This is a genomic window from Pseudomonas sp. B111, assembly GCF_026428275.1.
GTDB lineage: Bacteria > Pseudomonadota > Gammaproteobacteria > Pseudomonadales > Pseudomonadaceae > Pseudomonas > Pseudomonas aeruginosa.
In genome coordinates this window covers 6564293-6587198 of sequence record NZ_CP097857.1, presented here as the reverse complement: position 1 = coordinate 6587198, position 22906 = coordinate 6564293, and the positions used below count along the sequence as shown (strand labels likewise).

At 65.9% G+C, this 22906-nt stretch carries 28 protein-coding genes; 14 read left to right on the top strand and 14 right to left on the bottom strand.

The features are described from left to right. The first annotated feature begins 35 nt into the window (after positions 1–35). Together cdrB and M6E97_RS30645 are read left to right on the top strand one after the other, a co-directional pair. The gene (gene cdrB, locus M6E97_RS30650; protein ID WP_003094915.1) at positions 36–1742 is read left to right on the top strand and encodes a two-partner secretion system transporter CdrB; all 1707 of its coding nucleotides are present in this window, start codon (positions 36–38) and stop codon (positions 1740–1742) included. Positions 1743–2044: 302 nt separating this feature from the next. Continuing rightward, entirely contained in the window at positions 2045–2434 is a 390-nt protein-coding gene (locus M6E97_RS30645) for a hypothetical protein (RefSeq protein WP_003106768.1), read from the top strand. A 159-nt stretch (positions 2435–2593) separates the two neighbouring features. Here the strand turns inward: M6E97_RS30645 and M6E97_RS30640 are convergent, their stop codons facing one another. After that, positions 2594–3805 (bottom strand): MFS transporter, encoded by a 1212-nt coding sequence (locus M6E97_RS30640; RefSeq protein WP_003094912.1) that lies wholly within the window; start codon positions 3803–3805, stop codon positions 2594–2596. A gap of 310 nt (positions 3806–4115) precedes the next feature. Here M6E97_RS30640 and M6E97_RS30635 point away from each other — a divergent pair, with 310 nt between their 5' ends. Genes M6E97_RS30635 through M6E97_RS30615 form a run of 5 tightly spaced genes read left to right on the top strand, consistent with a single transcriptional unit; the run spans position 4116 to position 10279 of the window. Then, complete coding sequence (locus M6E97_RS30635) at positions 4116–6947, top strand: xanthine dehydrogenase family protein molybdopterin-binding subunit (RefSeq protein ID WP_003135031.1); 2832 nt, start codon at positions 4116–4118, stop codon at positions 6945–6947. Then, positions 6940–7479 (top strand): (2Fe-2S)-binding protein, encoded by a 540-nt coding sequence (locus M6E97_RS30630; RefSeq protein WP_033938438.1) that lies wholly within the window; start codon positions 6940–6942, stop codon positions 7477–7479. Before M6E97_RS30635 ends, M6E97_RS30630 begins: the two co-directional genes overlap by 8 nt. Positions 7480–7481: 2 nt before the next feature. Beyond that, positions 7482–8729, top strand: a complete 1248-nt coding sequence (locus M6E97_RS30625; RefSeq protein ID WP_003141588.1) for a cytochrome c — start codon at positions 7482–7484, stop codon at positions 8727–8729. 3 nt (positions 8730–8732) lie between these two features. Beyond that, positions 8733–9704 (top strand): XdhC family protein, encoded by a 972-nt coding sequence (locus tag M6E97_RS30620; protein ID WP_015503668.1) that lies wholly within the window; start codon positions 8733–8735, stop codon positions 9702–9704. Further along, entirely contained in the window at positions 9704–10279 is a 576-nt protein-coding gene (locus M6E97_RS30615; RefSeq protein ID WP_003094898.1) for a nucleotidyltransferase family protein, read from the top strand. The genes M6E97_RS30620 and M6E97_RS30615 overlap by 1 nt, the downstream gene beginning before the upstream one ends. On the opposite strand, the gene M6E97_RS30610 is transcribed toward M6E97_RS30615, so the two are convergent. Then, positions 10280–11404 (bottom strand): methyltransferase, encoded by a 1125-nt coding sequence (locus tag M6E97_RS30610; RefSeq protein WP_021264096.1) that lies wholly within the window; start codon positions 11402–11404, stop codon positions 10280–10282. 327 nt (positions 11405–11731) lie between these two features. Here M6E97_RS30610 and M6E97_RS30605 point away from each other — a divergent pair, with 327 nt between their 5' ends. Further along, a complete protein-coding gene (locus tag M6E97_RS30605; RefSeq protein ID WP_003094894.1) occupies positions 11732–12730 on the top strand; it encodes a DctP family TRAP transporter solute-binding subunit in 999 nt (332 codons plus the stop codon). A 106-nt stretch (positions 12731–12836) separates the two neighbouring features. Beyond that, a complete protein-coding gene (locus tag M6E97_RS30600; RefSeq protein ID WP_003094892.1) occupies positions 12837–13613 on the top strand; it encodes a ferredoxin--NADP reductase in 777 nt (258 codons plus the stop codon). 104 nt (positions 13614–13717) lie between these two features. On the opposite strand, the gene mscL is transcribed toward M6E97_RS30600, so the two are convergent. Beyond that, a complete protein-coding gene (gene mscL / locus M6E97_RS30595) occupies positions 13718–14131 on the bottom strand; it encodes a large-conductance mechanosensitive channel protein MscL (protein WP_003094890.1) in 414 nt (137 codons plus the stop codon). 42 nt (positions 14132–14173) lie between these two features. Here mscL and M6E97_RS30590 point away from each other — a divergent pair, with 42 nt between their 5' ends. From M6E97_RS30590 to M6E97_RS30575, 4 genes are all read left to right on the top strand, one after another. Continuing rightward, the gene (locus M6E97_RS30590) at positions 14174–14551 is read left to right on the top strand and encodes a hypothetical protein (protein ID WP_126620935.1); all 378 of its coding nucleotides are present in this window, start codon (positions 14174–14176) and stop codon (positions 14549–14551) included. Between the two features lie 107 nt (positions 14552–14658). Then, the gene (gene katB / locus M6E97_RS30585) at positions 14659–16200 is read left to right on the top strand and encodes a catalase KatB (protein WP_003094881.1); all 1542 of its coding nucleotides are present in this window, start codon (positions 14659–14661) and stop codon (positions 16198–16200) included. A gap of 53 nt (positions 16201–16253) precedes the next feature. Then, complete coding sequence (locus tag M6E97_RS30580) at positions 16254–16805, top strand: ankyrin repeat domain-containing protein (RefSeq protein WP_016562360.1); 552 nt, start codon at positions 16254–16256, stop codon at positions 16803–16805. Between the two features lie 74 nt (positions 16806–16879). Then, complete coding sequence (locus M6E97_RS30575; protein WP_003094873.1) at positions 16880–17134, top strand: YdcH family protein; 255 nt, start codon at positions 16880–16882, stop codon at positions 17132–17134. Between the two features lie 61 nt (positions 17135–17195). On the opposite strand, the gene M6E97_RS30570 is transcribed toward M6E97_RS30575, so the two are convergent. Further along, on the bottom strand, positions 17196–17630 hold the full coding sequence (locus M6E97_RS30570) for a CopD family protein (protein WP_009316247.1): 435 nt from the start codon (positions 17628–17630) through the stop codon (positions 17196–17198). A gap of 109 nt (positions 17631–17739) precedes the next feature. Here M6E97_RS30570 and radA point away from each other — a divergent pair, with 109 nt between their 5' ends. After that, positions 17740–19101, top strand: a complete 1362-nt coding sequence (gene radA, locus M6E97_RS30565) for a DNA repair protein RadA (RefSeq protein ID WP_003094867.1) — start codon at positions 17740–17742, stop codon at positions 19099–19101. Positions 19102–19107: 6 nt separating this feature from the next. Here radA and mapZ read toward each other — a convergent pair whose 3' ends face one another. The 10 genes from mapZ to M6E97_RS30515 form a co-directional block, all read right to left on the bottom strand. Then, positions 19108–19485: a cyclic di-GMP-binding protein MapZ gene (mapZ, locus tag M6E97_RS30560; protein WP_003094864.1), complete on the bottom strand. Its 378-nt coding sequence runs from the start codon at positions 19483–19485 to the stop codon at positions 19108–19110. Between the two features lie 128 nt (positions 19486–19613). Beyond that, positions 19614–19982 carry a Mor transcription activator family protein gene (locus tag M6E97_RS30555; RefSeq protein WP_267262492.1) on the bottom strand — a complete coding sequence of 123 codons (369 nt, stop codon included), beginning with the start codon at positions 19980–19982 and terminating at the stop codon, positions 19614–19616. After that, positions 19979–20527: a hypothetical protein gene (locus M6E97_RS30550; protein ID WP_267262491.1), complete on the bottom strand. Its 549-nt coding sequence runs from the start codon at positions 20525–20527 to the stop codon at positions 19979–19981. The genes M6E97_RS30555 and M6E97_RS30550 overlap by 4 nt, the downstream gene beginning before the upstream one ends. Continuing rightward, positions 20527–21093 (bottom strand): gp16 family protein, encoded by a 567-nt coding sequence (locus tag M6E97_RS30545; RefSeq protein WP_267262490.1) that lies wholly within the window; start codon positions 21091–21093, stop codon positions 20527–20529. Before M6E97_RS30545 ends, M6E97_RS30550 begins: the two co-directional genes overlap by 1 nt. Further along, entirely contained in the window at positions 21093–21314 is a 222-nt protein-coding gene (locus M6E97_RS30540) for a hypothetical protein (RefSeq protein WP_267262489.1), read from the bottom strand. The genes M6E97_RS30545 and M6E97_RS30540 overlap by 1 nt, the downstream gene beginning before the upstream one ends. A 1-nt stretch (position 21315) precedes the next feature. Then, complete coding sequence (locus tag M6E97_RS30535) at positions 21316–21507, bottom strand: hypothetical protein (protein WP_024308345.1); 192 nt, start codon at positions 21505–21507, stop codon at positions 21316–21318. A 1-nt stretch (position 21508) separates the two neighbouring features. Next, positions 21509–22129: a DUF3164 family protein gene (locus M6E97_RS30530; RefSeq protein ID WP_267262488.1), complete on the bottom strand. Its 621-nt coding sequence runs from the start codon at positions 22127–22129 to the stop codon at positions 21509–21511. Continuing rightward, entirely contained in the window at positions 22122–22304 is a 183-nt protein-coding gene (locus M6E97_RS30525) for a hypothetical protein (protein ID WP_024308347.1), read from the bottom strand. The genes M6E97_RS30530 and M6E97_RS30525 overlap by 8 nt, the downstream gene beginning before the upstream one ends. Next, the gene (locus tag M6E97_RS30520) at positions 22304–22558 is read right to left on the bottom strand and encodes a hypothetical protein (RefSeq protein ID WP_267262487.1); all 255 of its coding nucleotides are present in this window, start codon (positions 22556–22558) and stop codon (positions 22304–22306) included. Before M6E97_RS30520 ends, M6E97_RS30525 begins: the two co-directional genes overlap by 1 nt. Further along, positions 22555–22905 carry a hypothetical protein gene (locus tag M6E97_RS30515; protein ID WP_267262486.1) on the bottom strand — a complete coding sequence of 117 codons (351 nt, stop codon included), beginning with the start codon at positions 22903–22905 and terminating at the stop codon, positions 22555–22557. The genes M6E97_RS30520 and M6E97_RS30515 overlap by 4 nt, the downstream gene beginning before the upstream one ends. Position 22906: the final 1 nt, after the last annotated feature.

The following is a 22906-nucleotide window of genomic DNA, read 5'->3' as shown; positions in this document are numbered from 1 at the left end:
CCGGGCGGTAGTGCGTCATCTGCCCGAGGTGAATGATGAAACCTTCGCAATGGACGCTTCGCTGGGTGACGCTCTGTGGCTGCGGGATGCTGGCAGCTTCCGCCGCCGCCGTGGAGTTGCCAGGGACTGTACAGCCATCCCAGCTCGATGAACGCTTCAAGCCCCGCAGCGAGCCGCAGGCCAAGCCCGAGGCGCCGCTGGTGGTGCCCAAGCAGGTCGCGCCGCAAGGCAGCGAACAGATCCGCTTCGAACTGCGCGAGATACGCATCGAAGGCAACACCCGCTATGACAAGGCGGTGCTCGAGTCCTATTACCAGCATATGCTCGGCAAGCAGGTGTCCCTGGCCGAACTGGTCGACCTGGCCAACCGCCTCACCGCCAAGTACCGCCAGGACGGCTACCTGTTGACCCAGGTAGTGGTGCCGGAGCAGAGCATCGAGGGCGGCAAGGTACGCCTGCAGGTGATCGAGGGTTACCTCGAACACGTGCAGATCAAGGGAACCGTCGATGGGCCGCGGGTGCGGGTGGAGGAACTGCTCGCACCGCTGACCGAAAAACGTCCGCTGGATGCCGATACCCTGGAGCGCGGCCTGCTGCTGGTCGGCGACCTGCCGGGGGTCAACGTGCAGAGCGTGCTCAGCCCGGGTCAGGCGCTGGGCTCGTCGAACCTCGACGTGGCCTTGCAGCAGCAGCGATACGAAGGCTTCGTCAGCCTCGACAACCGCGGTTCGCACTACACCGACCCGACCACCCTGGCCTTCGGCGCCACCGAGTTCTCCCGCCTGGGCTTCTACGAGCAGATCGACGTGCTCGGTGCGATCTCGCCGTTCAGCGATGCCACCCGCTACATCCAGTTGCGCGGCACGTTGCCGCTGGGCGGCATGTTCGCCGGCGATACCCTGCAGATCATGGGTTCCTATTCGAAGGTCAACCCGGACATCCCGGACTCGGTATTCCCCTTCGACAGCGTCAGCAAGAGCACCGAAGGCAGCATTTCCTACAACCATCCCTTCATCCGCTCGCGCTCGCAGAACCTTAGCGGCGGCCTGGCGTTGCAGTGGAAGGATACCGAGACCCGCCTGCGCGACTTCGCCAGCGACGCCTCGAACCCCGGTCGTGACCATGTGCGGGTGTTCCAGCAACGCCTGACCTATGACTGGGTCGACCGTTGGATGGGCATCAACCTGGCGGAGGTGCGCAACAACATCGGCCTGGACATGTGGGGCGCGACCAAGAAGGACGATGAACGTCGTTCCCGCGAAGTGGCCGACGGACGTTTCGTCTATCTCAACGGCAACATCGGGCGTCTGCAAGGGCTCGGCGGACCCTGGTCGGTGTATGGCGAGTTGCAATGGCAGTACAGCTTCGACCCGTTGCTGCCGAGCGAGCGCTTCGGCGTTGGCGGCAGCGGGATCGGTCGCGGCTTCGCCCCGGGCAACATCACCGGTGACCGTGGCTTCGCCCTGAAGCTCGAACCGCGCTATGGCCAGGCGGTGGGCTATAGCTGGCTGCGCAGCTACCAGGCCTACGCTTTCTACGACTGGGGCAAGACCTACAACCTCGACGTGGACGATGACGAGCAGCAGAAGCTCGGCTCGATCGGTGCCGGGGTGCGCTTCAACCTCACCGACCAGTTGTCGTTCAACCCGGAGATTGCCCGCCAGGTCATCGGCGAGCCAGCCGACCAGCGCGATGGGAAGCGCGAGACGCGGGTCCTGTTCAACGTGGTGGCGCGCTTCTGAACCCTGCCGGCCTCCGTTCCGGAGGCTGCTGACGGAGCCCCTCTCCGGTTCTGCGGAGAGGGAGGTCCGTGCTCAATTCCGAGTGTTTTTCTCAAACTTTCGATTTCTTCGATTCTTCATATCGATGCCGTCAATCCGTGTCGAGGTCGGTCGGAGAGGCGTATTCTTGCTGTAACTGCTGTGCTAGAGCGGTTATTCGCACTATTTCAAACGTCGATGAATACTATTGGCGCGCTTCGTTTTCCAATCGAGTTTCCCGAACAGAGAATGGCCCCACGTAACGAATACCTGGAGCCACTGCCATGAAACGCCCGCTGATCCTCGCCATCGCCCTTGCTACCCTGACCGCCAATGCCGCCTTCGCCGCACCGCGGGTCGAATCCATCGCCCTGCGCGGTGCCCAACAACTGATCGCCTCCGACGGTTCCGACCGTACCCTCGAGCGCCTGCGCAAGACCCAGGCGCCGCGCGTCCAGGAAGAACGCCGGGTCGCCGAAAGCGGCAGCGAGCAGACCATCGATCGCTTGCACCGCGACATGACCAGCCGCGAGGCGCGCCTGGCCGAGAACGGCAGCGAACAGACCGTCGACCGTCTGCACAAGGACATGGGGCGCGTCGATCTGCGCCTGGCCGACAACGGTAGCGAGCGCACCGTCGACCGCCTGCATCGGGAGATGCGGCGCCCCGCCTGACACCGCGGATCACGCCGCAAGGTGCGAGAAAAGCCCGGCTCGATGCCGGGCTTTCTTATTGCCGAGAAGGTGCGGTGTTCCATGGGGAGGACGGATAACGCCCCAGGCGTTATCGCCGATACGCCGCTGTCGGGGCAGCGACGCGCGACGGCATTGGCCTCAGTGCAGGCGGTCGCGTTGCGCCAGGCTAGGGAACAGCTTCATCCATGCTCCGGTGACCACCAGGGTGCCGATCCCGCCGAGGACCACTGCCGGTACCGTGCCGAACCAGTGTGCGGTGAGCCCGGACTCGAACTCGCCGAGCTGGTTCGAGGCGCCGATGAACAGGCCGTTCACCGCGCTGACCCGGCCGCGCATCTCGTCGGGGGTCTCGAGCTGCACGAAGGCGCCGCGGATGACCATGCTGACCATGTCCGCGGCGCCGAGTACCACCAGCACGCCGAGGGACAGCCAGAACGATTTCGACAGGCCGAAGGCGATGGTTGCCAGGCCGAAGATGCCCACGGAGAGGAACATGATCCGCCCGACGTTGCGTTCGATGCTGAAGTGCGCCAGCCAGAACGACATCGCCAGGGCGCCCACCGCTGGAGCCGAGCGCAGCAGGCCGAGGCCCCAGGGCCCGGTGAGCAGGATGTCCTTGGCGAACACCGGGAGCAGGGCGGTGGCGCCGCCGAGGAGCACGGCGAACAGGTCGAGGGAGATTGCGCCGAAGATGTCCGGTCGGCTGCGGATGAAACGGATGCCGGCGAGCAGCGAGTCGAGGGTGGCCTTGCCCTGGGTGAGCGGCTGGTTGCGTACCGGCAGGCTGAGCGTCAGGACGCAGGCGAGGACGTAGAGAGTCGCGGTCGGCACGTAGACCCAGGAGGCACCGAACGCATAGAGCAGGCCGCCGAGGGCCGGGGCGGCAATGGTCGCCGCCTGCATCGCCGAAGCCGAAGCGGCCACCGCGCGCGGGAACAGCCCGGCCGGTACCAGGTTCGGCAGCAGCGCCTGGGTGGTCGGCATTTCGAAGGCGCGGGCGGTACCGAGGGCGAAGGCGAGGACGAAGATCATGTTGCGGGTGATCTCTCCCGAAGCCGCGCCGAGCACCAGTGCCACCGCCACCAGGGCCTGGCCGGCCTGGCAGAGGGCGGCGATCCTGCGTCGGTCGTAGCGGTCGGCAACATGCCCGGTGTGGAGCATGAACAGTACCCGCGGGAGGAATTCGACCAGGCCTACCAGGCCCAGGTCGAGGACATTGCCGGTCAGTTCGTAGATGTGCCAGCCGATGGCCACGGTGAGCATCTGGAAGCCGCTGGCGGTGCAGACGCGGGCCAGCCAGAAGGCGAGGAAGGGACGATGGCGGAGCAGGGAGCTGGGTTGGCTGGACATGCTGGGGTCGGGCGTTTCGAGAGGAGGGCGGAGAGTAACATGTGGTTACCTCTTGGCTGTTGCCATTGCCGAAATCGAAGATTCAGAGAAGCGCACGAAAAGGTTGGAGCCGGCCTGGCAGGCGACCAAAGTCGAGTGTCCATGGGGCCTTCCAGCGGTAGACGGGACTTTTCCTCGGGTGCGACTTGTCGCTAAAATTAACTCCTGAGTCAGGTTTTTCCGCCTGCGTGCTCCACTTCGTCCGTCCGGACGAGCTGTTCAAGCCTGAATAACGACATGGGTGGGAACCGTACCACCCAGAGGAACTTGCATGTCCAACCGTGATATATCCCGGCGCGCCTTTCTCCAGGGCGGGTTGATCGCCGGCGTGGGTGTCACCCTGGCGCCGCTCGGCAGCCAGGCGTTCGCTGCCTTGTTCGAGAACCAGGTGACCGTTTCCGCCCAGCGCTGGATGGCGGGCAACGGCCAGGTCCGTTTCCGTAACGACGCCTTGTCCAAGGTCTGCGGCAACAAGGTGTTCGCCCGCGATATCCGCGCCAGGGACATGCCCGGCTGGCCGCAGCAGCAAGGCCACGCCATGTTGCTGAAGACTGTTCGCGCCGACCGCATCTACGAAGGCCACGACCTTTCCTGGCTGGGCGCCGAGTTGCAGCCGGACCGTATCGTCACCGCCGCCGACCTGGAGAAGGACGGCATCGTCTTCCCCGAGGCGCATTCGCCCGATCCGCTCCTGCCGCCGGGCAAGGTGCCGATGTTCATCGGCCATCCGGTGGCGATCCTGATCTGGAACGACTTCGAGCGCTTCCGCCGGGCCAAGCTCAAGCTCAAGTTCAACGACAAGGCGATCCGCTATGGCGCCCAGGCCCCGCTGTACCAGGGCGATCCCTACGGCAGCTATCGCTTCGTCCGGGTCGGCGGCAAGACGCCCTACGAGGACGACGAGTTCTCCAGCCTGAAGGACTCGATGCTGTTCCCCACCATCCTCAACCGCAAACCGGTATGGACCCGCGAGCCGAAGCTGCACGGCGACCTCACCGAGCAGGGGCTGTTCCATGCCAAGCGCATGGCCGAGCAACTGGAAAACCCGCCGCAGGACTGGCTGGTCTTCGACGAGCGCTACAAGACCCCATCGATCGAGCCGGCGGCATTGGAGCCGGACAACGGCAACGGCTGGTACGACGCGGCGAGCAAGACCTTGCACTTCGTGGTCGCCACCCAGTGCCCGTTCGAAGTCGCCTACGAAAGCGTGCACATGATCAAGCCGTCGCGCTTCGCCCTGGAGAAGCTCAACATCCATCCGGGCTATACCGTCGGCTACGGCTCCAAGGACAACAACATCTTCGTCTTCTATGCCGCGCTCGCCGCGCTGTATGGCGAGGGTGTGCCGGTGCGCCTGGCCAACGACCGCTACGAGCAGTTCCAGAGCGGCATCAAGCGCCACCCGTTCGACATCCGCTACCAACTGGCGGTAGACAGGAACGACCTCGGCTTCCGCATCTTCCGCGCCGACATGAGCGCCGACGGCGGCGGGCGCGCCAACTACAGCGCCTCGGTGGCGGCGGTGGGCGCCACCGCCGCGCAGTCGATCTACTACATGCCGCAGAACGACCTGGCGGTCACCGCCTATCATTCGCGCGGCGTGGAGGCCGGCTCGATGCGCGGCTACGGTACCCTGCAGACCATGGCCGCGACCGAGATGATGGTCGACGAGATTGCTGGCCGGCTGGGCGTCGACGCCATCGACCTGCGTCGTCGCAACGCCCTGCGCTCGGGCATGAAGAACACCCAGGGCGCGGTCCCGGCCGGTGCCCTGCGCCTGCACGAGATCCTCGACAAGGCCGCTGCCCACGAGGTCTGGAAGGACCGCGACGCACGCAAGAAGCGCTTCGACGCGGAGGACCCGGACAACTGGTATGGGGTCGGCTTCGCCATTTGCCAGAAGGACTTCGGCACCGGCGCCGAGGCGCCGATGGCGAGCATCGAGTTCAGCGCCGACGGGCGCATCAGCCTGCGCCACATCGGCACCGAGATCGGTACCGGGATGTCCACCTCGCAGGCCTTCGTGGTCGGCGACTTCCTCGGCCGTCCGGCGGACGAGGTGAAGACCGCCGAGACCGAATGGCCCGAGCTGCGGCTCACCACCAAGGGCAATCCCTACCTGATGAGCCAGGCCGAGCAGGACGCCGCGCTACGCGATCCGCGCTGGGTCGGCAAGCTGGCCTCGCCGTCGTCGGCGACCAACTCGGCGTTCTATTTCAGCCACGCCACCCGCGAAGCCGCGCGCGTACTGTTCAACCACGGCCTGTGGCCGGCGGCCCTGGCGCTGTGGCGCAGCGGTCCGTTCGGCGGCCAGGCCAATCCCTATGTGGTGCGCCGCGAAAACGCGGTATGGGTCGACGGCCAGTTGACCGGCAACGGCCTGGCGCCGATTCCCTTCGCCGAGCTGGCGAAGAAGGCCCACGAGATGGGCCTGGTCACCGGCGTCAGCGTCCACGGCTTCAACCGCTGGAGCTGGGCCGAGGCGGACTTCGTCATCGATGGCGTGCGCGAACGCCTGCCGCTCGACGCCATGGCGGTGAAGTACGGCGACGGCGCGCCGGGAGTGAAGAAGGCGATGATGAACAGCGCCGGCTTCCACCTGCTCGACCGGCAGAATCCGGCTTATCCGGCGACCCAGCTGAACAACGCGATGGTCACCTACTACAGTCCGGTGGCGACCCTGGTCGAGCTGAAGGTGAACAAGGGCAGCGGCGAGGTGCAGGTGCTCGACCACCATTCCTGGATCGAGTGCGGCCGGGTGCTGGTGCCAGAGCTGGTCAAGGGCCAGCTGGAGGGCGGCATCGCCATGGGTATCGGCCATGCGCTGCTGGAGGAAATGCCGCTCTACGAGGGCGGCCCCGCGGAAGGGGACTGGAACTTCAACCGCTACCGGTTGCCGCGGGCGAAGGACGTGGCGGTGTGGAACCAGACGGCGGAGATCCTCCCGCCGCTGTCGCCGACCGATCCGGCCAAGGGCATCGCCGAGGTGGTGATGATCCCGGTGGTCGGCGCCATCGCCAACGCCGTGGCGCACGCCACCGGCAAGCGCGTCCGCGACCTGCCCATCACTCCCGCCCGCATCAAGGAGGCCCTCCATGGCTAACCGCAAGCTCCAGATGACCCTCAACGGTCAAGCCATCGGTCCGGTGGAGGTCGCCGAAGACCTGCCGATGATCGACTACCTGCACGAATACCAGAACCTCACCGGCTCGCGCCTGGGCTGTGGCCAGGGCATCTGCCATGCCTGCGTGGTGATCGTCGACAATCCGGACGGCACCAGCGAGGAAGTGCGCACCTGCATCACCGGCGCGCACTACTTCGACGGCAAGAAGGTTCGCACCATCGAGGGCCATGCCCAGCGCGACGAGAATGGCGACATCCGCGAGCTGAACCCGATCCAGCAGAAGTTCGTCGACCAGTTCGCCTTCCAGTGCAGCTATTGCGCGCCGGGCTTCGTCAACGCCGCCACCGTGCTGGTGGAAAAAGCCCAGCGCCAGCCGATCAAGCGCAGCGAGCTGGAGCAGGCGATCGAGGACAGCCTCGGCCATCACATCTGCCGTTGCACCGGCTACGTGCGCTACTACAGCGCCACCCGCGACGTGCTCGACGAACTCGGCCTGGTCAAGGAGGCTTGAGGATGAAACGCACCCTTTCCGGCCTCGCCCTGGCGCTGGCCGCGCTGTCGCCGTTCCTGGCCTCCGCCGCCGGCGCCGACGCGGCGCTGGTCAAGCGCGGCGAATACCTCGCCCGCGCCGCCGACTGCATGGCCTGCCATACCGCCGAGGGCGGCGCGCCGTTCGCCGGCGGGCTGCCGATCCAGTCGCCGTTCGGCACCATCTACGGCACCAACATCACCCCGGACAAGGAACACGGCATCGGCGCCTACAGCGCCGACGAGTTCTTCGCCGCTCTTACCGAGGGCAAGCGCAAGGACGGCGCCTACCTCTATCCGGCGATGCCCTACACCTCCTATCACCTGATCGAGCGCGAGGATGCCGACGCCATCTACGCCTACCTGATGGCCCAGGAGCCGATCGCCCGGCCGGCGCCGCAGACCAGCCTGAGCTTCCCGTTCAACGTGCGCATGGGCCTGGCCGGCTGGAACCTGCTCTACGGCAAGAGCGTGCGCTTGCAGCCGGAGGAAGGGCGCAGCGAGGCCTGGAAACGCGGGCAGTACATGGTCGAGGTGCTCGGCCACTGCGGCGAGTGCCATACCCCGCGCAACCTGGCCGGCGCCCTGGAGCAGGACAAGCGCCTGAGCGGCGGCCTGCTCAACGGCTACCTGGCGCCCAGCCTGCTGCCCGGCGACCTTGCCGCGCGCGGTTGGACCCAGCCGGACCTGGCGAGCTTCCTCAAGCACGGCATGAGCGCCCAGGGCAGCATGTTCAACGAGATGTTCCCGGTGGTGCACCACAGCACCCAGCACCTCGACGACGGCGACCTGGCGGCCATGGCCACCTACCTGCTCGGCGACCAGCCGCCGCCGGCCAAGGTGGTCCAGGCGCTACCCGAGGCGCAGCTGAACGACAGCGGCAAGCGCGGTCGCCAGCAGTACCTCAACGTCTGCGCCGGCTGCCACGGCGGCGAAGGCGAGGGCAAGCCGCATATCGCGGTGGCGATGAACGGCAACACTACCCTGCGCCTGCAAGACCCGCGTAATCTGTTGCGAGTGATCGAAGACGGCATCGTCGAACAGCAGTTCACCGGCTTCGAACGCATGCAACCGATGCCCGGTTTCGCCGGGAAACTCGACGACGAGCAACTCACGGACCTGCTCAACTACCTGCGCCAGACCTGGGGCGGATTGCCCGGTGACCTCGGTCCCCAACAGGTCGCGCAATTGAAGACGGAGAGCGCTTCGGTGCATACCGTCAAGGTGAAGTGAATCGTGCAACACCTCGATCTACAGGTGGTCCGCAAGGCGCTGAAGTGGTCCGTGGGCGGCGAACGGGTGTGGTTCTGTACCGTGCTCACGACCTACGGCTCGGCGCCCCGCGCGCCGGGATCGCTGCTGGCGGTGAACGCCAGCGGTGAATGGATCGGCTCGCTGTCCGGCGGCTGCGTCGAGGATGATTTCCTCGAGCGGGTCGCCGCCGGCGGTTTCCCCGAGCCCTCGGTGATCGTGCGCTACGGCGAGGGTGACGACCCGAACTCGAACGTGCGCCTGCCCTGCGGCGGCATCCTCGACGTACTGGTGGAAAACCTGGCGCCGGACTGCGACGTCCAGGCCCATCTGCGCGAGCTGGAGTCGGCGTTGCTTGGCCAGCGCCGCCTGCTCCGCGAGGTCGAACTGGGCAGCGGCGCGCGCAGCCTGCGCGACGATTCCAGCCACGGCCCACGGGCGGAACGCGACGGCGAGCGCGTGCGCCTGCGCGTCGGTGCCGCCCAGCGCCTGTTGCTGGCCGGCTATTCCAGCGTCGCCCATGCCTGCGCCGAGTTCGGCAAGGGCCTGGGCTTCGAGGTGATCCTCTGCGACCCGCGCGAAGAAGCCTTGCGCGGCGTGCTGCTGGAGGGCATCGAGATCCGTCGCGAGCTGCCCTCGCTGTTCATCGCCGACGGCGGTTGCCACGCCGATACGGCGGTGGTGGCGTTGACCCACGATCCGAAGATCGACGACCTGGCGATGCTCGAGGCGGTGCGTACCGAAGCTTTCTATATCGGCGTGATGGGGTCGCGGGCGACCTCGGAGAAACGCTTCGAGCGCCTGCGGCGCATCGGCGGCCTGGGCGACGCCGAACTGGCGCGGATCCACGCGCCGATCGGCCTCAACCTGGGGAGCAAGACGCCGGCGGAAATCGCCCTGGCGGTGCTGGCGGACATTCTTCGCATCCGCAACGGCATTCCCCGCGAGCGGCTCTGATGGTCGCCGCCGACGAGGTGCTGTGCCTGGTCCTGGCGGCCGGGCAGGGGCGCCGTTTCGGCAGCGACAAGCGCCTGGCGCGCCTGGCTGATGGCACGACCCTGCTGGCGGCCAGCGTGGCGCGGGCGCGCGAGGCGTTCGCCGAGGTGCGGGTGGTGGTGCGTGCCGGAGACACCCCGGCGAGCCTGGGCCTGCCGGCGCAACAGCGGCTTGTCCACAGCCTCGACGCCTCGTCGGGCATGGGCCACAGCCTGGCCGCCGGCGTCGCGGCGGCGAGGAACAGCCCGGCCCGGGCCATCGCCGTCCTGCTCGGCGACATGCCCTGGATCGCCGCCGATACCCTCGAGCGTCTGGCCGCGATGGCCACTCCCGAAGCCATCGTGTTTCCCCTGTACGACGGCCAGCGCGGTCATCCGGTGCTGTTCGGCCGCGCTTTCTGGGACGCGCTTGCGCAACTGGACGGCGACCAGGGCGCGCGCCGCGTGCTGCTGGCCCATCGTCCGGCCTGGCGCGAGGTACCGTGCGACGATCCGGGCGTACTCCGCGACGTGGACACCCCGGCGGCGCTCGGCTGACTATTTTCCCGCTTTCAGGATCACGAACTTCGGATTCGCCGCGACCTGCTCGACCCTGCGGAACAGCCGCTTGAGCTTGGCGTGGTAGCCCAGGTGGCGGTTGCCGACGATCCACAGTTCGCCGCCCGCCGCCAGGGCATCGCGAGCCTGGAGAAACATGCGCCAGGCGAGGAAGTCGCCGACCACCTGCTGCTGGTGGAACGGCGGGTTGCACAGGACCAGGTCCAGCGAGCCCGCCGCCTGGCCGGCCAGGCCATCGTCGGCGCGGAACGTCGCCGGCCGCTCGCCCAGCGCTGCTTGCCAGTTTTCCCGTGCCGACTGCACGGCCATGTACGACTCATCCACCAGGGTCAGCTCGGCCTGCGGGTTGAGCAGCGCGTAGGCGATGCCGAGCACCCCGTTGCCGCAGCCCAGGTCGGCGGCGCGTAGCGCGCCGAGGCTGCGCGGCAGGTGCGGGAGGAAGGCGCGGGTGCCGATGTCGAGACCTTCTCGGCAGAATACGTTGGCGTGGTTGAGCAGCGTCAGCGGCGGCTGCTCCAGGTGATAGCGGGTCGGATAGGGCGAGCGCGGTTGCGGGCGCTCCGCTGCCTCGGCGATCAGCAGGCGGGCCTTCTTCACCGCCAGCGAAGCGTGCATCGGGCCGATGTAGCGTTCCAGCAGGTCGCCGGCGGCGCGTGGCAAGTGCTTGACCATCCCCGCGGCGACGACCTGCGCGCCCGGTGCCAGTTGGCCGTGCAGGCGGATCAGTTGCTCCTCCAGCAACGCGAGGGTCTTCGGCACCTTGACCAACACGTGATCGAAGGGCCCCACGGCGGTTTCGCTGGCCGGGACGAAGCGCACCGAGCCCAGGTCGAGGCCGTTGCGCGCGAGGTTCTTGCGCAGGGCAAGGAAGCCCAGGTGCGAATCGCCGCTGCTGGTGACCTGGACGTGCGGCGCCAGGCTCGCGGCGAGGGCGCCGAAGGCGTCGTTGAGGACCAGCACCCGGCATTGCGCCGTCACGCCCCGTTCGTGCAACTGGTTGAGCAGGTATTCGTCGGCGGCGTCGAACGCCTGGAGGGGCTCGCCGTCCTGCTCGGGCTGGCGGACCAGATCGAGCTGGGCGAAGGGGGTGGCGAATAGAGGCATCGGGTTCCCGGCGGGGCGAATCCCGCTCGTCAATTAACAATCTGTCGAAACTGAGAGCTGGTTGGAGTTCTCCAGCTTGTGCGGCACACGGATATGCCGAAAAATTCTTTACCCGGCTCTGGTTAGTCGTTTCCTTACCGACGAGTCATCCAGCCGGGCACGCCAATAATAACCGGGCTAGGGCTTCGATAGCGCCTGTCATGACCCGGTAGCGCCTGGACGGGCGCCTTCGCCACTTCGAGCGGCGACCGTCTCCCAACCCGTTTTCCGAACGAGACCCGTGCGAGCCGTCGCGGGGCTCGTCGTTGCCATCGCACAGGTACATCGATGTTCAAGCCGTTTGTCGGTGTGGCGCTCGCCGCACTGTTCGCCGTTTCCGCCGTCGCCCATGCCGAGGACGCCGGCCCGATCGTGATCAAGTTCTCCCATGTGGTCTCCGACGACACGCCCAAGGGCAAGGGGGCGCTGTTGTTCAAGAAGCTTGCCGAGGAGCGTCTGCCGGGCAAGGTCAAGGTCGAGGTCTACCCCAACTCGACGCTGTTCGGCGACGCCGACGAGATCGAGGCCCTGCGCGCCAACAAGGTGCAGATGCTGGCCACCTCACTGTCCAAGTTCGAGCCCTATACCAAGCAACTCCAGGTATTCGACCTGCCGTTCCTGTTCGATGACCTGGAGGCCCTGAAGCGTTTCCAGAAGCGCGACAAGAGCCGCGAACTGCTGCGCTCCATGGCCAAGCACGGTATCTATGGCCTGGCCTACTGGAACAACGGCATGAAGCAGCTTTCCGCCACTCGCGAGCTGCACCGGCCGGACGATGCCAAGGGCCTGGTCTTCCGTATCCAGCCGTCGTCGGTGCTGGAAGCGCAGTTCGCCATGCTCGGCGCCACCGCCAAGCAGTTGTCCTACGCCGAGACCCTCAAGGCTATGCAGGCCGGCAGCGTGCAGGGCACCGAGAACACCTGGTCGAACCTCGCCGGACAGAAGATCGACAGCGTGCAGCCGTACATCACCGAGACCAATCACGGCGCGCTCAGCTACATGCTGATCACCAGCTCGGCATTCTGGACCAGCATCCCCTACCAGACCCGCACTGAACTGGAGAGCATCGTCGACGAGGTCACCCTGGTGGTGAACAAGGAAGCCGAAGCGCTCAACCAGAAGGAGCGCGAGCACCTGCTGGCCGCCGGCAAGAGCCGCCTGGTCAGCCTCAGCGCGGAAGAGCACGAGGCCTGGCGCAACGCCATGAAGCCGCTGTGGAAGAACTACGAGGCGCAGATCGGCAGCGACGTGCTGCGCGCGGCCCAGGTGGTCAACCGCAAGCGCTGATCGGCCGCTGGCTATCCCCGTCAGCGGGGATAGCCACAAGCCTTGCGGGTGTTTCTGCCGGGTGCTTTGCGGGACACTAGGGGAGTATCGGTATCCGGAGCGGACCATGACCGCCAGCGAAGAGAAATTCACCCGCCAGACGCTGCTCGACGTGCAGCCTCTGACTCCCAACCTGTTCACCCTGCGTACCAGCCGCGACGCGGGATTCCGGTTCCGCGCCGGGCAATTCGCCCGGCTCGGCGTGTACAAGCCCAGCGGCAGTATCGTCTGGCGCGCCTACTCGATGGTTTCGGCGCCTCATGACGAATTCCTCGACTTCTTTTCCATCGTCGTCCCGGACGGCGAGTTCACCAGCGAACTCAGCCGCCTGCGCGAGGGCGACCAGTTGCTGGTTGATCGCCAGGCCTTCGGCTTCCTCACCCTCGACCGCTTCGTGGATGGTCGTGACCTTTGGCTGCTGGCCACCGGGACCGGTGTGGCGCCGTTCGTCTCGATCCTGCAGGACTTCGAGGTCTGGGAGCGCTTCGAAAGCATCAAGCTGGTCTACAGCGTGCGCGAGAGCAAGGAGCTGGCCTACCGCGAGCTGATCGCCGGCCTCGCCGAGCGCGAATACCTGGCCGAGCATGCCCGCAAGCTGCAGTTCATCCCGGTGGTGACCCGCGAGCAGGTACCCGGTTGCCTGAACGGACGTATCACCACGCTGATCGAGAACGGCGATCTGGAGCGTATCGCCGACCTGGAACTGACCCCGGAGCATTCGCGAGTGATGCTCTGCGGCAACCCGCAGATGATCGAGGACACCCGCGCCGTGCTGAAGGCTCGCGGCATGAACCTCAGTCTGACCCGGCGCCCGGGGCAGGTGGCGGTGGAGAACTACTGGTAGGTGCGTGCCCGCGGAGTAGCGGCGGATAGCGCCGCCGCCCGGCCTGTTGTCCGGCAATGAAAAAGGGCCCGTTCGGGCCCTTTTTCATTGTTCCGCCGACGTGATCACGACTTGTTCTGCTGGGCTTTCAGCAGGTCGCGGATCTCGGTCAGCAGGGTTTCCTCGGCACTCGGCACTGGCGGTTCGGACGGCGCGACGGCTTCTTCGCGCTTGAGGCGGTTGATCGCCTTGACCCCCATGAAGATGGCGAAGGCCACGATGACGAAGTCGAGTATGGTCTGAATGAACTTGCCATAGGCCAGCACCACCGCCGGCACGTCGCCTTCGGCGGCCTTCAATGTTATCGCCAGGTCGGAGAAGTCGACTCCGCCGATCAGCAGTCCGATCGGCGGCATGATCACATCGCCCACGAAGGACGAGACGATCTTGCCGAAGGCCGCGCCGATGATGATACCGACAGCCATATCCACGACATTGCCCTTGACGGCAAAGGCTTTGAATTCACTCAGAAGACCCATGGGTTCACTCCCTGTATTTCGCTAATAGGTAAAGGCAGTCTAATGCAGCCTTCGGCAAGTTGCTCAGGCTGGAAGATTGGTGTTTTGGTTCCCCCCGGCAACGCGAAAATTCGCAAGGCATACGTTTGCGTCGGGTCTTGTGGGGAGAAACGAAGTTTAGAGGAAAAACATTACACTCATGTCGATTTTCAGGAATTCGCCAAGAAAGAAGACAAAGCAACTTCGGCAACTTGGAACTGCGCCATGCCGATGCCGGAAGTTGAAGTTGGAGTGGCGAGGTTCTCCGACCTAACTTCGCAGGCAAATAAGAAGGTGAACTCGTTTACCGGCGAGCGGACTGGGAGTGCCTGGTGCATCAGCGCGGGCTTTCTTCGGCTGGCGGTCTTTTTTATTTCTTTTTGCGATTCATGGGCGCATTGATATTCCTAATCGGCGCGGTGAGGTTTTTCAATTTAGCGTCGCCGGCGGCGCTCCTTACCTTGGTCGGGCGCAACAAGACGCCTGACAAAGCCATTAGGAGCTCTTCCATGAACCCTTCCCTGAACGCCTTCCGTCCTGGCCGCCTGCTGGTGGCGGCAAGCCTGACCGCCAGCCTCCTGTCGCTGTCCGTGCAGGCCGCGACCCTGACCCGTGACAACGGTGCGCCAGTGGGCGACAACCAGAACTCGCAGACCGCCGGGCCCAACGGTTCGGTGTTGCTGCAGGACGTGCAACTGCTGCAGAAGCTGCAACGTTTCGACCGCGAGCGCATTCCCGAACGCGTGGTGCATGCCCGTGGCACCGGCGCCCATGGCGAGTTCGTCGCCAGCGCCGATATCAGCGACCTGAGCATGGCCAAGGTCTTCCGCAAGGGCGAGAAGACCCCGGTATTCGTGCGCTTCTCCGCGGTGGTGCACGGCAACCACTCCCCGGAAACCCTGCGCGATCCGCGCGGTTTCGCCACCAAGTTCTATACCGCCGACGGCAATTGGGACCTGGTGGGCAACAACTTCCCGACCTTCTTCATCCGCGATGCGATCAAGTTCCCGGACATGGTCCATGCCTTCAAGCCGGACCCGCGCAGCAACCTCGACGACGACTCGCGACGCTTCGATTTCTTCTCCCACGTGCCGGAGGCGACCCGCACCCTGACCCTGCTGTATTCCAACGAGGGCACCCCGGCCAGCTACCGGGAAATGGACGGCAACAGCGTGCATGCCTACAAGCTGGTCAACGCCAGGGGCGAAGTGCACTACGTGAAGTTCCACTGGAAGAGCCTGCAGGGCCAGAAGAACCTCGATCCGAAACAGGTGGCGGAAGTCCAGGGTCGCGACTACAGCCACATGACCAATGACCTGGTGAGCGCGATCCGGAAGGGCGACTTCCCGAAATGGGACCTGTACATCCAGGTGCTCAAGCCCGAGGACCTGGCGAAATTCGACTTCGATCCGCTGGACGCGACCAAGATCTGGCCGGGCATTCCCGAGCGCAAGATCGGCCAGATGGTGCTGAACCGCAACGTCGACAACTTCTTCCAGGAAACCGAACAGGTCGCCATGGCGCCGTCGAACCTGGTGCCGGGCATCGAGCCTTCCGAGGATCGCCTGCTCCAGGGACGGCTGTTCGCCTACGCCGACACCCAGATGTACCGGGTCGGCGCCAACGGCCTGGGCCTGCCGGTCAACCGCCCGCGCAGCGAGGTCAATACCGTCAACCAGGACGGCGCGCTGAACGCCGGACACAGTACCAGCGGGGTGAACTACCAGCCGAGCCGGCTCGATCCGCGCGAGGAGCAGGCCAGCGCCCGCTACGTGCGGACCCCGCTGAGTGGCACCACCCAGCAGGCGAAGATCCAGCGCGAGCAGAACTTCAAGCAGACCGGCGAGCTGTTCCGCTCCTACGGCAAGAAGGACCAGGCCGACCTGATCGCCAGTCTCGGCGGGGCGTTGGCGATCACCGACGACGAGAGCAAGTACATCATGCTTTCCTACTTCTACAAGGCTGACAGCGACTACGGTACGGGCCTGGCCAAGGTGGCTGGGGCCGATCTGCAGCGCGTCCGGCAACTGGCGGCGAAGCTCCAGGATTGATCGCAACCGGGGCGGCCATCCAGGCCGCCCTTCCTCTATCGGTTTGGCGGGAGATGACGACGATGCGAGGTTGGATTCTGGCAGGCTTGCTGCTCGCGGCGCTGGCCGCGCAGGGTGGCGAGGTGCATGGGGTCGAGGTCGAAGCGCGGTTGCGCGACTACTTCTTCGATGCCGCCCGACGCGGTGACCAGGCCATGCTGAAGGAATTCGTCGAGGCCGGCTTCGACCTCGATGTGCAGGATGCCAAGGGCTATACCGCGCTGATCCTGGCCGCCTACCACGGCCATGGCGGAGCGGTGGAACAATTGCTGGAGGCCGGTGCCGACCCCTGCGTCCAGGATGCGCGCGGCAACACCGCCCTGATGGGCGCCATCTTCAAGGGCGAGGTCCGCATCGCCCGGCGCCTGATCGGCGCGCAATGCAGCCCCGACCAGCGCAACGGCGCAGGGCAGACCGCGGCCATGTACGCGGCGCTGTTCAAGCGCGAGGAGCTGCTCCAGGCGCTGTCGGCGCGCGGTGCCGACCTTGGCGCCCGCGATGCGCTGGGCAACAGCGTGGAAAGCCTGCGACGCGGCGAACTGAACGGCACTGCGGCGGCGAAGTGATCGGGGGCAATGTTCGGAGGAGGCCTGCTGGGCTAGTCTGGAGGTGTCGTATACAACGTCAGAGGAGGTCCGTCATGCCGCTCGAGCAACATCCGCTTTCCCGGGAGTTTCCGGATTTTCATGCCGAACTGAAGCAACTTCATGGCAACGACGCCCACTTCACTCGCCTGGCGACGGACTATGAGAGCCTCGACAAGCGCATCTACGAGGTCGAGGGCGGTCGCGAACCCCTCGACGACCTGGCGCTGCAGGGGTTGAAGCAGCAACGGGTGCAACTCAAGGACGAAATCGCCGAGAGGCTGAGGAAGGCCAACGGAAAAGGCCATTGATTCATTCACGACAACGGCATGAAAGAGGGCGCCTCCGGCGCCCTCTTTCATGTGGGCATGCTCAGAAGGCGCCGCCGAAACGGAAACTCTGTCCGACCGCGACGAAACACAGGCCCACCAGGGTGATCGCGGCGATGTGCCAGCCCAGCTTCGGCAGGCTCTCGGCGTCCAGGTTCGGGATCAGGCGCAGGCGCGCATGCACGCCCAGGGCGGCGGTCGCCGCCAGGAGCAGCAGCTTGAGCTGCAGGGCACGGGCCACCGGCGTGGCGCCGAACCAGTGGTCGAACGGCAGCCACAGGCTGGCCAGCCACAGGCCGCTGACCACCTGCAGCAGCAGGGCGGGGATGCCGATCCGCTCGTAGACCTGCTCGAAGGCGCGGATCGCTTGGGGATCGCGGCGGCGCAGGGCGCGGGGGAGGATGCCGAGGGCCAGGACCAGGTGGCCGCCGACCCAGATCGCGGCACCCAGCAGGTGCAGGAACAGCAGTGTGCGCATGGAAGTCTCCTTGTCCGGCCATCAGTGTCGCGCGAAGCGCGGTCGATCGAGGCTGATCGGAATCAAGCCAGCGGCTATCATCTGCGCTTTGCCCGCGAGAGGAGTTCCCATGGCCAAGGCCAAGCGCATGTACGGCTGCACCGAGTGTGGCGCGACCTTCCCGAAATGGGCCGGCCAGTGCGCGGACTGCGGGGCCTGGAACACCCTGGTGGAGACCGTCGTCGAGGCCGCGCCGAGCGGCTCCGGGCGCGGCGGCTGGGCCGGCCAGCAGGCCAACCTGAAGACCCTGGCGGAGGTCAGCGTCGAGGAGATGCCGCGCTTCACGACCGGTTCCACCGAACTGGATCGGGTTCTCGGCGGCGGCCTGGTGGACGGGTCGGTGGTGCTGATCGGCGGCGATCCCGGCATCGGCAAGTCGACCATTCTCCTGCAGACCCTTTGCAACCTGGCCAGCCGCGTCCCGGCGCTGTACGTCACCGGCGAGGAATCCCAGCAGCAGGTGGCGATGCGCGCGCGGCGCCTGTCGTTGCCGGAAGACAAGCTCAAGGTGATGACCGAGACCAGCATCGAGACCATCATCGCCACCGCGCGCCAGGAGCAGCCGCGGGTGATGGTGATCGACTCGATCCAGACCATCTTCACCGAGCAGTTGCAATCGGCGCCGGGCGGCGTCGCCCAGGTCCGCGAGAGCGCCGCGATGCTGGTGCGCTATGCCAAGCAGAGCGGCACGGCGATCTTCCTGGTCGGCCACGTGACCAAGGAAGGCGCCCTGGCCGGCCCGCGGGTGCTCGAACACATGGTCGACACCGTACTGTATTTCGAAGGCGAGTCAGACGGCCGCCTGCGTCTGCTGCGGGCAGTGAAGAACCGCTTCGGCGCGGTCAACGAACTGGGAGTGTTCGGCATGACCGACAAAGGCCTGAAGGAAGTGAGCAACCCTTCGGCGATCTTCCTCACGCGGGCCCAGGAAGCGGTGCCCGGCAGCGTGGTGATGGCCACCTGGGAAGGCTCGCGGCCGATGCTGGTGGAGGTCCAGGCGCTGGTCGACACCAGTCACCTGGCGAATCCGCGGCGGGTGACCCTGGGCCTCGACCAGAACCGCCTGGCGATGCTGCTGGCGGTGCTGCACCGGCACGGCGGTATCCCGACCTACGACCAGGACGTGTTCCTCAACGTGGTGGGTGGGGTCAAGGTGCTGGAAACCGCCTCCGACCTGGCGTTGATGGCGGCGGTGATGTCCAGCCTGCGCAACCGCCCGCTGCCGCACGACCTGCTGGTGTTCGGCGAGGTCGGGCTGTCCGGCGAGGTGCGTCCGGTGCCGAGCGGCCAGGAGCGCCTGAAGGAAGCCGGCAAGCATGGTTTCAAGCGTGCCATCGTACCCCTCGGCAACGCGCCGAAGGAGGCGCCGGCGGGATTGCAGGTGATCGCCGTGACGCGCCTCGAGCAGGCCCTGGACGCCCTCTTCGAGTGATCCGCCTCAGTCGTCGTGGGCGCTGACCAGCAGGGCCAACTCGCGCTCGAGGAGTTCCTCGTCGCCCAGGTTCAGTTCCACCAGGCGGCGCAGGTGGCTGATGGAGTCGAGGTCGATGTGCTGGCATTCGAAGCCGAGCAGGCCGTCGCGAGCCCAGGCCAGGCTGATCTCCATGCGGATCAGTACATCCAGGCCCAGGTACAGGCGGGCCTCGAAGGGCCGTTGCGGGTCGCCGTTCCAGTCCTGCGGCTGGCCGACCAGGATGCCGTGCAGGGAGACGTCGTGGAGCAAGACCTCCCAGCGCCGTTCGCCCTGGAGGATCTCGCTGTCGGCGTCGAAGGCGATCCGGTGGAAACGTCGACGTTCGTCGTGCTGGTCACTCATGTTGTGCAGGCTTGAGAAAAATAACACAGGGAAAGCGCGATAAAGGCGGGATATAAAGGAACGAAGGGGAAAATAGCGGGATGGGGTTTGTAACAGTGTTGCCGTAGGTGAAACGGCGGCGACCTGGGTTACAGGCCGTCGCCGAAGTCGATTTTGTGCTGGTCGCGGTCGAACTTCCTGTCCTGCGTCCGCTTGAGCAGCTTGTATATCGCATTCTCTGTCATGTCGTATTCAACGGCCAGCGCGTGGTGGTTGCGGCCGTTGAATTTGCTCAGGATCTCAAGATCCCGCTGGGTGATCCGCCAGCGGAAGTCTTTCGGGAAAGTGACGCAGCTTCCCGCCCAGGTATTGGACAGATGCTCGACCACCGCCGCGCCAGCCTGCTCGGCGATCTTCGCGTCGACACCGTGCTCCGAAACCACAGCCGCGACGTGGTCGGCGATATCGCTGAGTAGTTCGTGGCGCTTCTCCGCCATCGCTGTGGGCTTGGTGCTCATGCGTTCCCCCTTGCCGCCTGAATGCGGCGATCGGCTTCCTCTTCATTAATAAGGCCCAGGCGGCGATCGGCTTCGATGCGGCCGAGGGCGTCCTGCAGGATCTGTTGAGTGGTGGCAGCCGCGCGGGCCGGCTTGGCCGGCGCGGCGGCTTGGGCCTGGGCGGGGTCGCTGGCGATGCCGTAGACCACCGCGCGCAGGTAGTTGTGGTTCTCCAGCGGCAACGTCAGGCGATCACGGGCAATCAGCATCTGCTCGATGCCGGCCGTCCAGATCCTGGGCGGCGCCGGCTTGGTGTCGTTGGTGCGGGCGTCCTTTTGCACGGTGCCGGCGTTGACCAGGTCGAGCAGCTCCTCCAGCAGCTTGATGGCGCGGGTCATGCGCAGGCCGCGTTTGGCCGGGCTGAACAGGCGCAGGTAGTTGAGCACCGCCCGGCCCAGCTTCGGATCGAGGCCGGCGAGCATGGCCGCCAGCTTCTTGCCGTCCGCGTCTGCGAAGCCGGCCTCGATCGGAAACTGCTCGCCGCAGCATGGGCATTGCAGCTGCATCAGTCGCCCTCCTGCGCGTTGACCGCCGCATTCAGGGCATCCACCAGGGCCTTGAGGATTGGACGCTGCCTGCGCCACCCCTCGGGCAGTTCTTCCAAACCCTCCAGGCGTTCTGGAGTGTCCACCCCGAGGCGCTTGCACAGGGCTTCCACCTGGTTGAGCAGCTGGCGCTTCTCCTGCTCGACGTGCAGTGCAGCGATCAGGGCGTCGAGCTGCTCGGCCTTTTTCAGCCAGGCCACCCGCTGAACCTTGAACATCTGCAACGCCATGGCGTCGGCATAGGCCCACGGCAGCCCCATGTCAGCGAGCTGGGCCTCGATCTTGTCGATGCGCGGCCCGAGCTGCTGGGCGTTGTGCGGCTTGCCTGCTGCCTTGCTGCTGGGCTTTGGTTTGAACCCGAGCCGCTCCAGCTCGACCATCAACCGCCCGGCCTGGCGCGAGTTGAGGTCTTTTGCCGACTCGACGCCTGCCACGCGGCGCAGCAGCGCGCGATAGCTGTCGTCGTCCATGCCCAGTTGGCCCTTGGCGATGTGGATCTTGCTGAGTACGCCTTTCGAGATAGACATCACGCCTCCCGGCCAACGATCAGCCAGCGGCTCATGCCCGGCTTATCGCCGGGTTTGATGTCGATGCGCTCGACGTGGTCGAGCTGCTCGCCGAACAGCTTCACGCCCAGGTGGCGCACGGCCTCGTCCTCGGAGTGGCTGCAGCTAGCGCGCTGGCTGCGCACGGTGTTGGTCTGGTAGGCACCCATGTAGTACTTCACGGTGCATTCGAGGGTTGGCATGTCACTCCTCCTCTGCGGCTTCGAGCAGCTCGCTATGAACATCGAGCAGCTTGTCTGCAGCTTCTTCCAGGATGTTCAGGTGGTACTGGTCGACCTCATCCCAGGCCGCCGCCATTTCCAGCAGCTTCGCCCGCATCGCCTTGAGGCTGCGCCGCTGCCCGGCTGCAATCTGCTTTTTCGTCGGGGTAGCCATCTCACACCGCCGCGATGTTCAGGTTGATCGGGTCGTATCGGTCGGTGTTGCCGACGCGCTGGTAGACGCGGATGTACACCGCGGTGCCGTTGACCTGGATGGAGTCCTTCAGGGCCTCCATGGCGCGCTGCCAGTCGGGGTCTTCGATCTCGACGCGCAGCAGGCTGAGCACGTCGCCGGTCTTGATCTGGCCCTGGCGGTTGGCGCGGAAGGCGCGGTCGACCAGGATGCGCAGGTGCTGGTCGGCGCCTTCGCTCCATTTGCGGATGCACTGGTCGATCAGCTCCTTGGCCGCGAGGATCTCCTCGGTGAAGGTGATGCGCTCGGCCATGGCGCGCTCGATCTTGTAGCGGCCGTCGTAGGTGACGATCGAGACGTTGCCCTTCTTGCCGCCGAGCTTGACCTGGTACTTCTCGGCCGAGATGGCGATCAGGTCGGCGATATCGCCCAGGGCCTTGGCCTTGAAGGCGGCCAGGGACTCGCTGATGGCCACGGCCTGCTTGGCCAGATCGCCGGCGACCTGGTCGCGCAACTTGTCGTGTTCGCGCACCTGGTGCTCCGGCACCAGGTGGCCGGCGGCGTTCTTGACGAAGCCGGCGGGGATGTCGATTTGCTCAGCCATGGGTCTCTTCCTCGGCTTGTTGGGTGGCGTGGTCGAGTTCGGCCAGTACTTGGCCGCGGAACTCGCTGATCTCGGTACTCAGCCTGTGGCCGCCGATGCTCGGGTAGGCCGAGGCGTAGCCGGCGCTGCGTTTGAGCAGCTCCAGGGCTTCGCGCAGGCGTGCTTCGAGGTTCATCAATGCACCCTCCCGTCAGCGAGCTTGAGGTTGGCGCGGTAGGCCTGGGTGAACTGCTCGACCTGGCGCATGACCAGCGCGTTATCGCCGGCCATGTGGGCCTCGCACATCACAGCGATCTGAGCGCAGAGCAGATTGCTGGCCTGGGTGAGGTGGTGCAGCGCGAGCGAGAGCTGGTTGTAGCGATCGTCCATGCGCTGCATGGACTCACGCATCTCGGTCAGCTCCTGCTGCAGTTGTTCGGCCTGGCTCATGACGGCAGCCCCTTTGCCGGCGTCAGCCAGCAGACGTAGCAGCCGCCGAGGCGGACGCTGTTGATGGTGTGGACGCCTTTAGTGCTCCAGCTCACGCCGCGCCATTCGCTGCGGAACGATGCGGCGAGCTGGTCGGAGTCCTCGGCGTTGATGAAGATCTTGCCGTCGAGCGGCGATGCGGCCTCGATGCGAACGCCCGCCGCGCGAAGGCGGCGGGTCATGTCGTTGAGGGCGCGGAGCTTGTCGGCCAGTTCCGGGGTCAGCACGGTGCACATCGGTAGCGCGTGCTGGATGGAGATCTCGGCGGCGATCTTGGCGCTGAGCGGGATGACGTTGGGGGCGCGCATG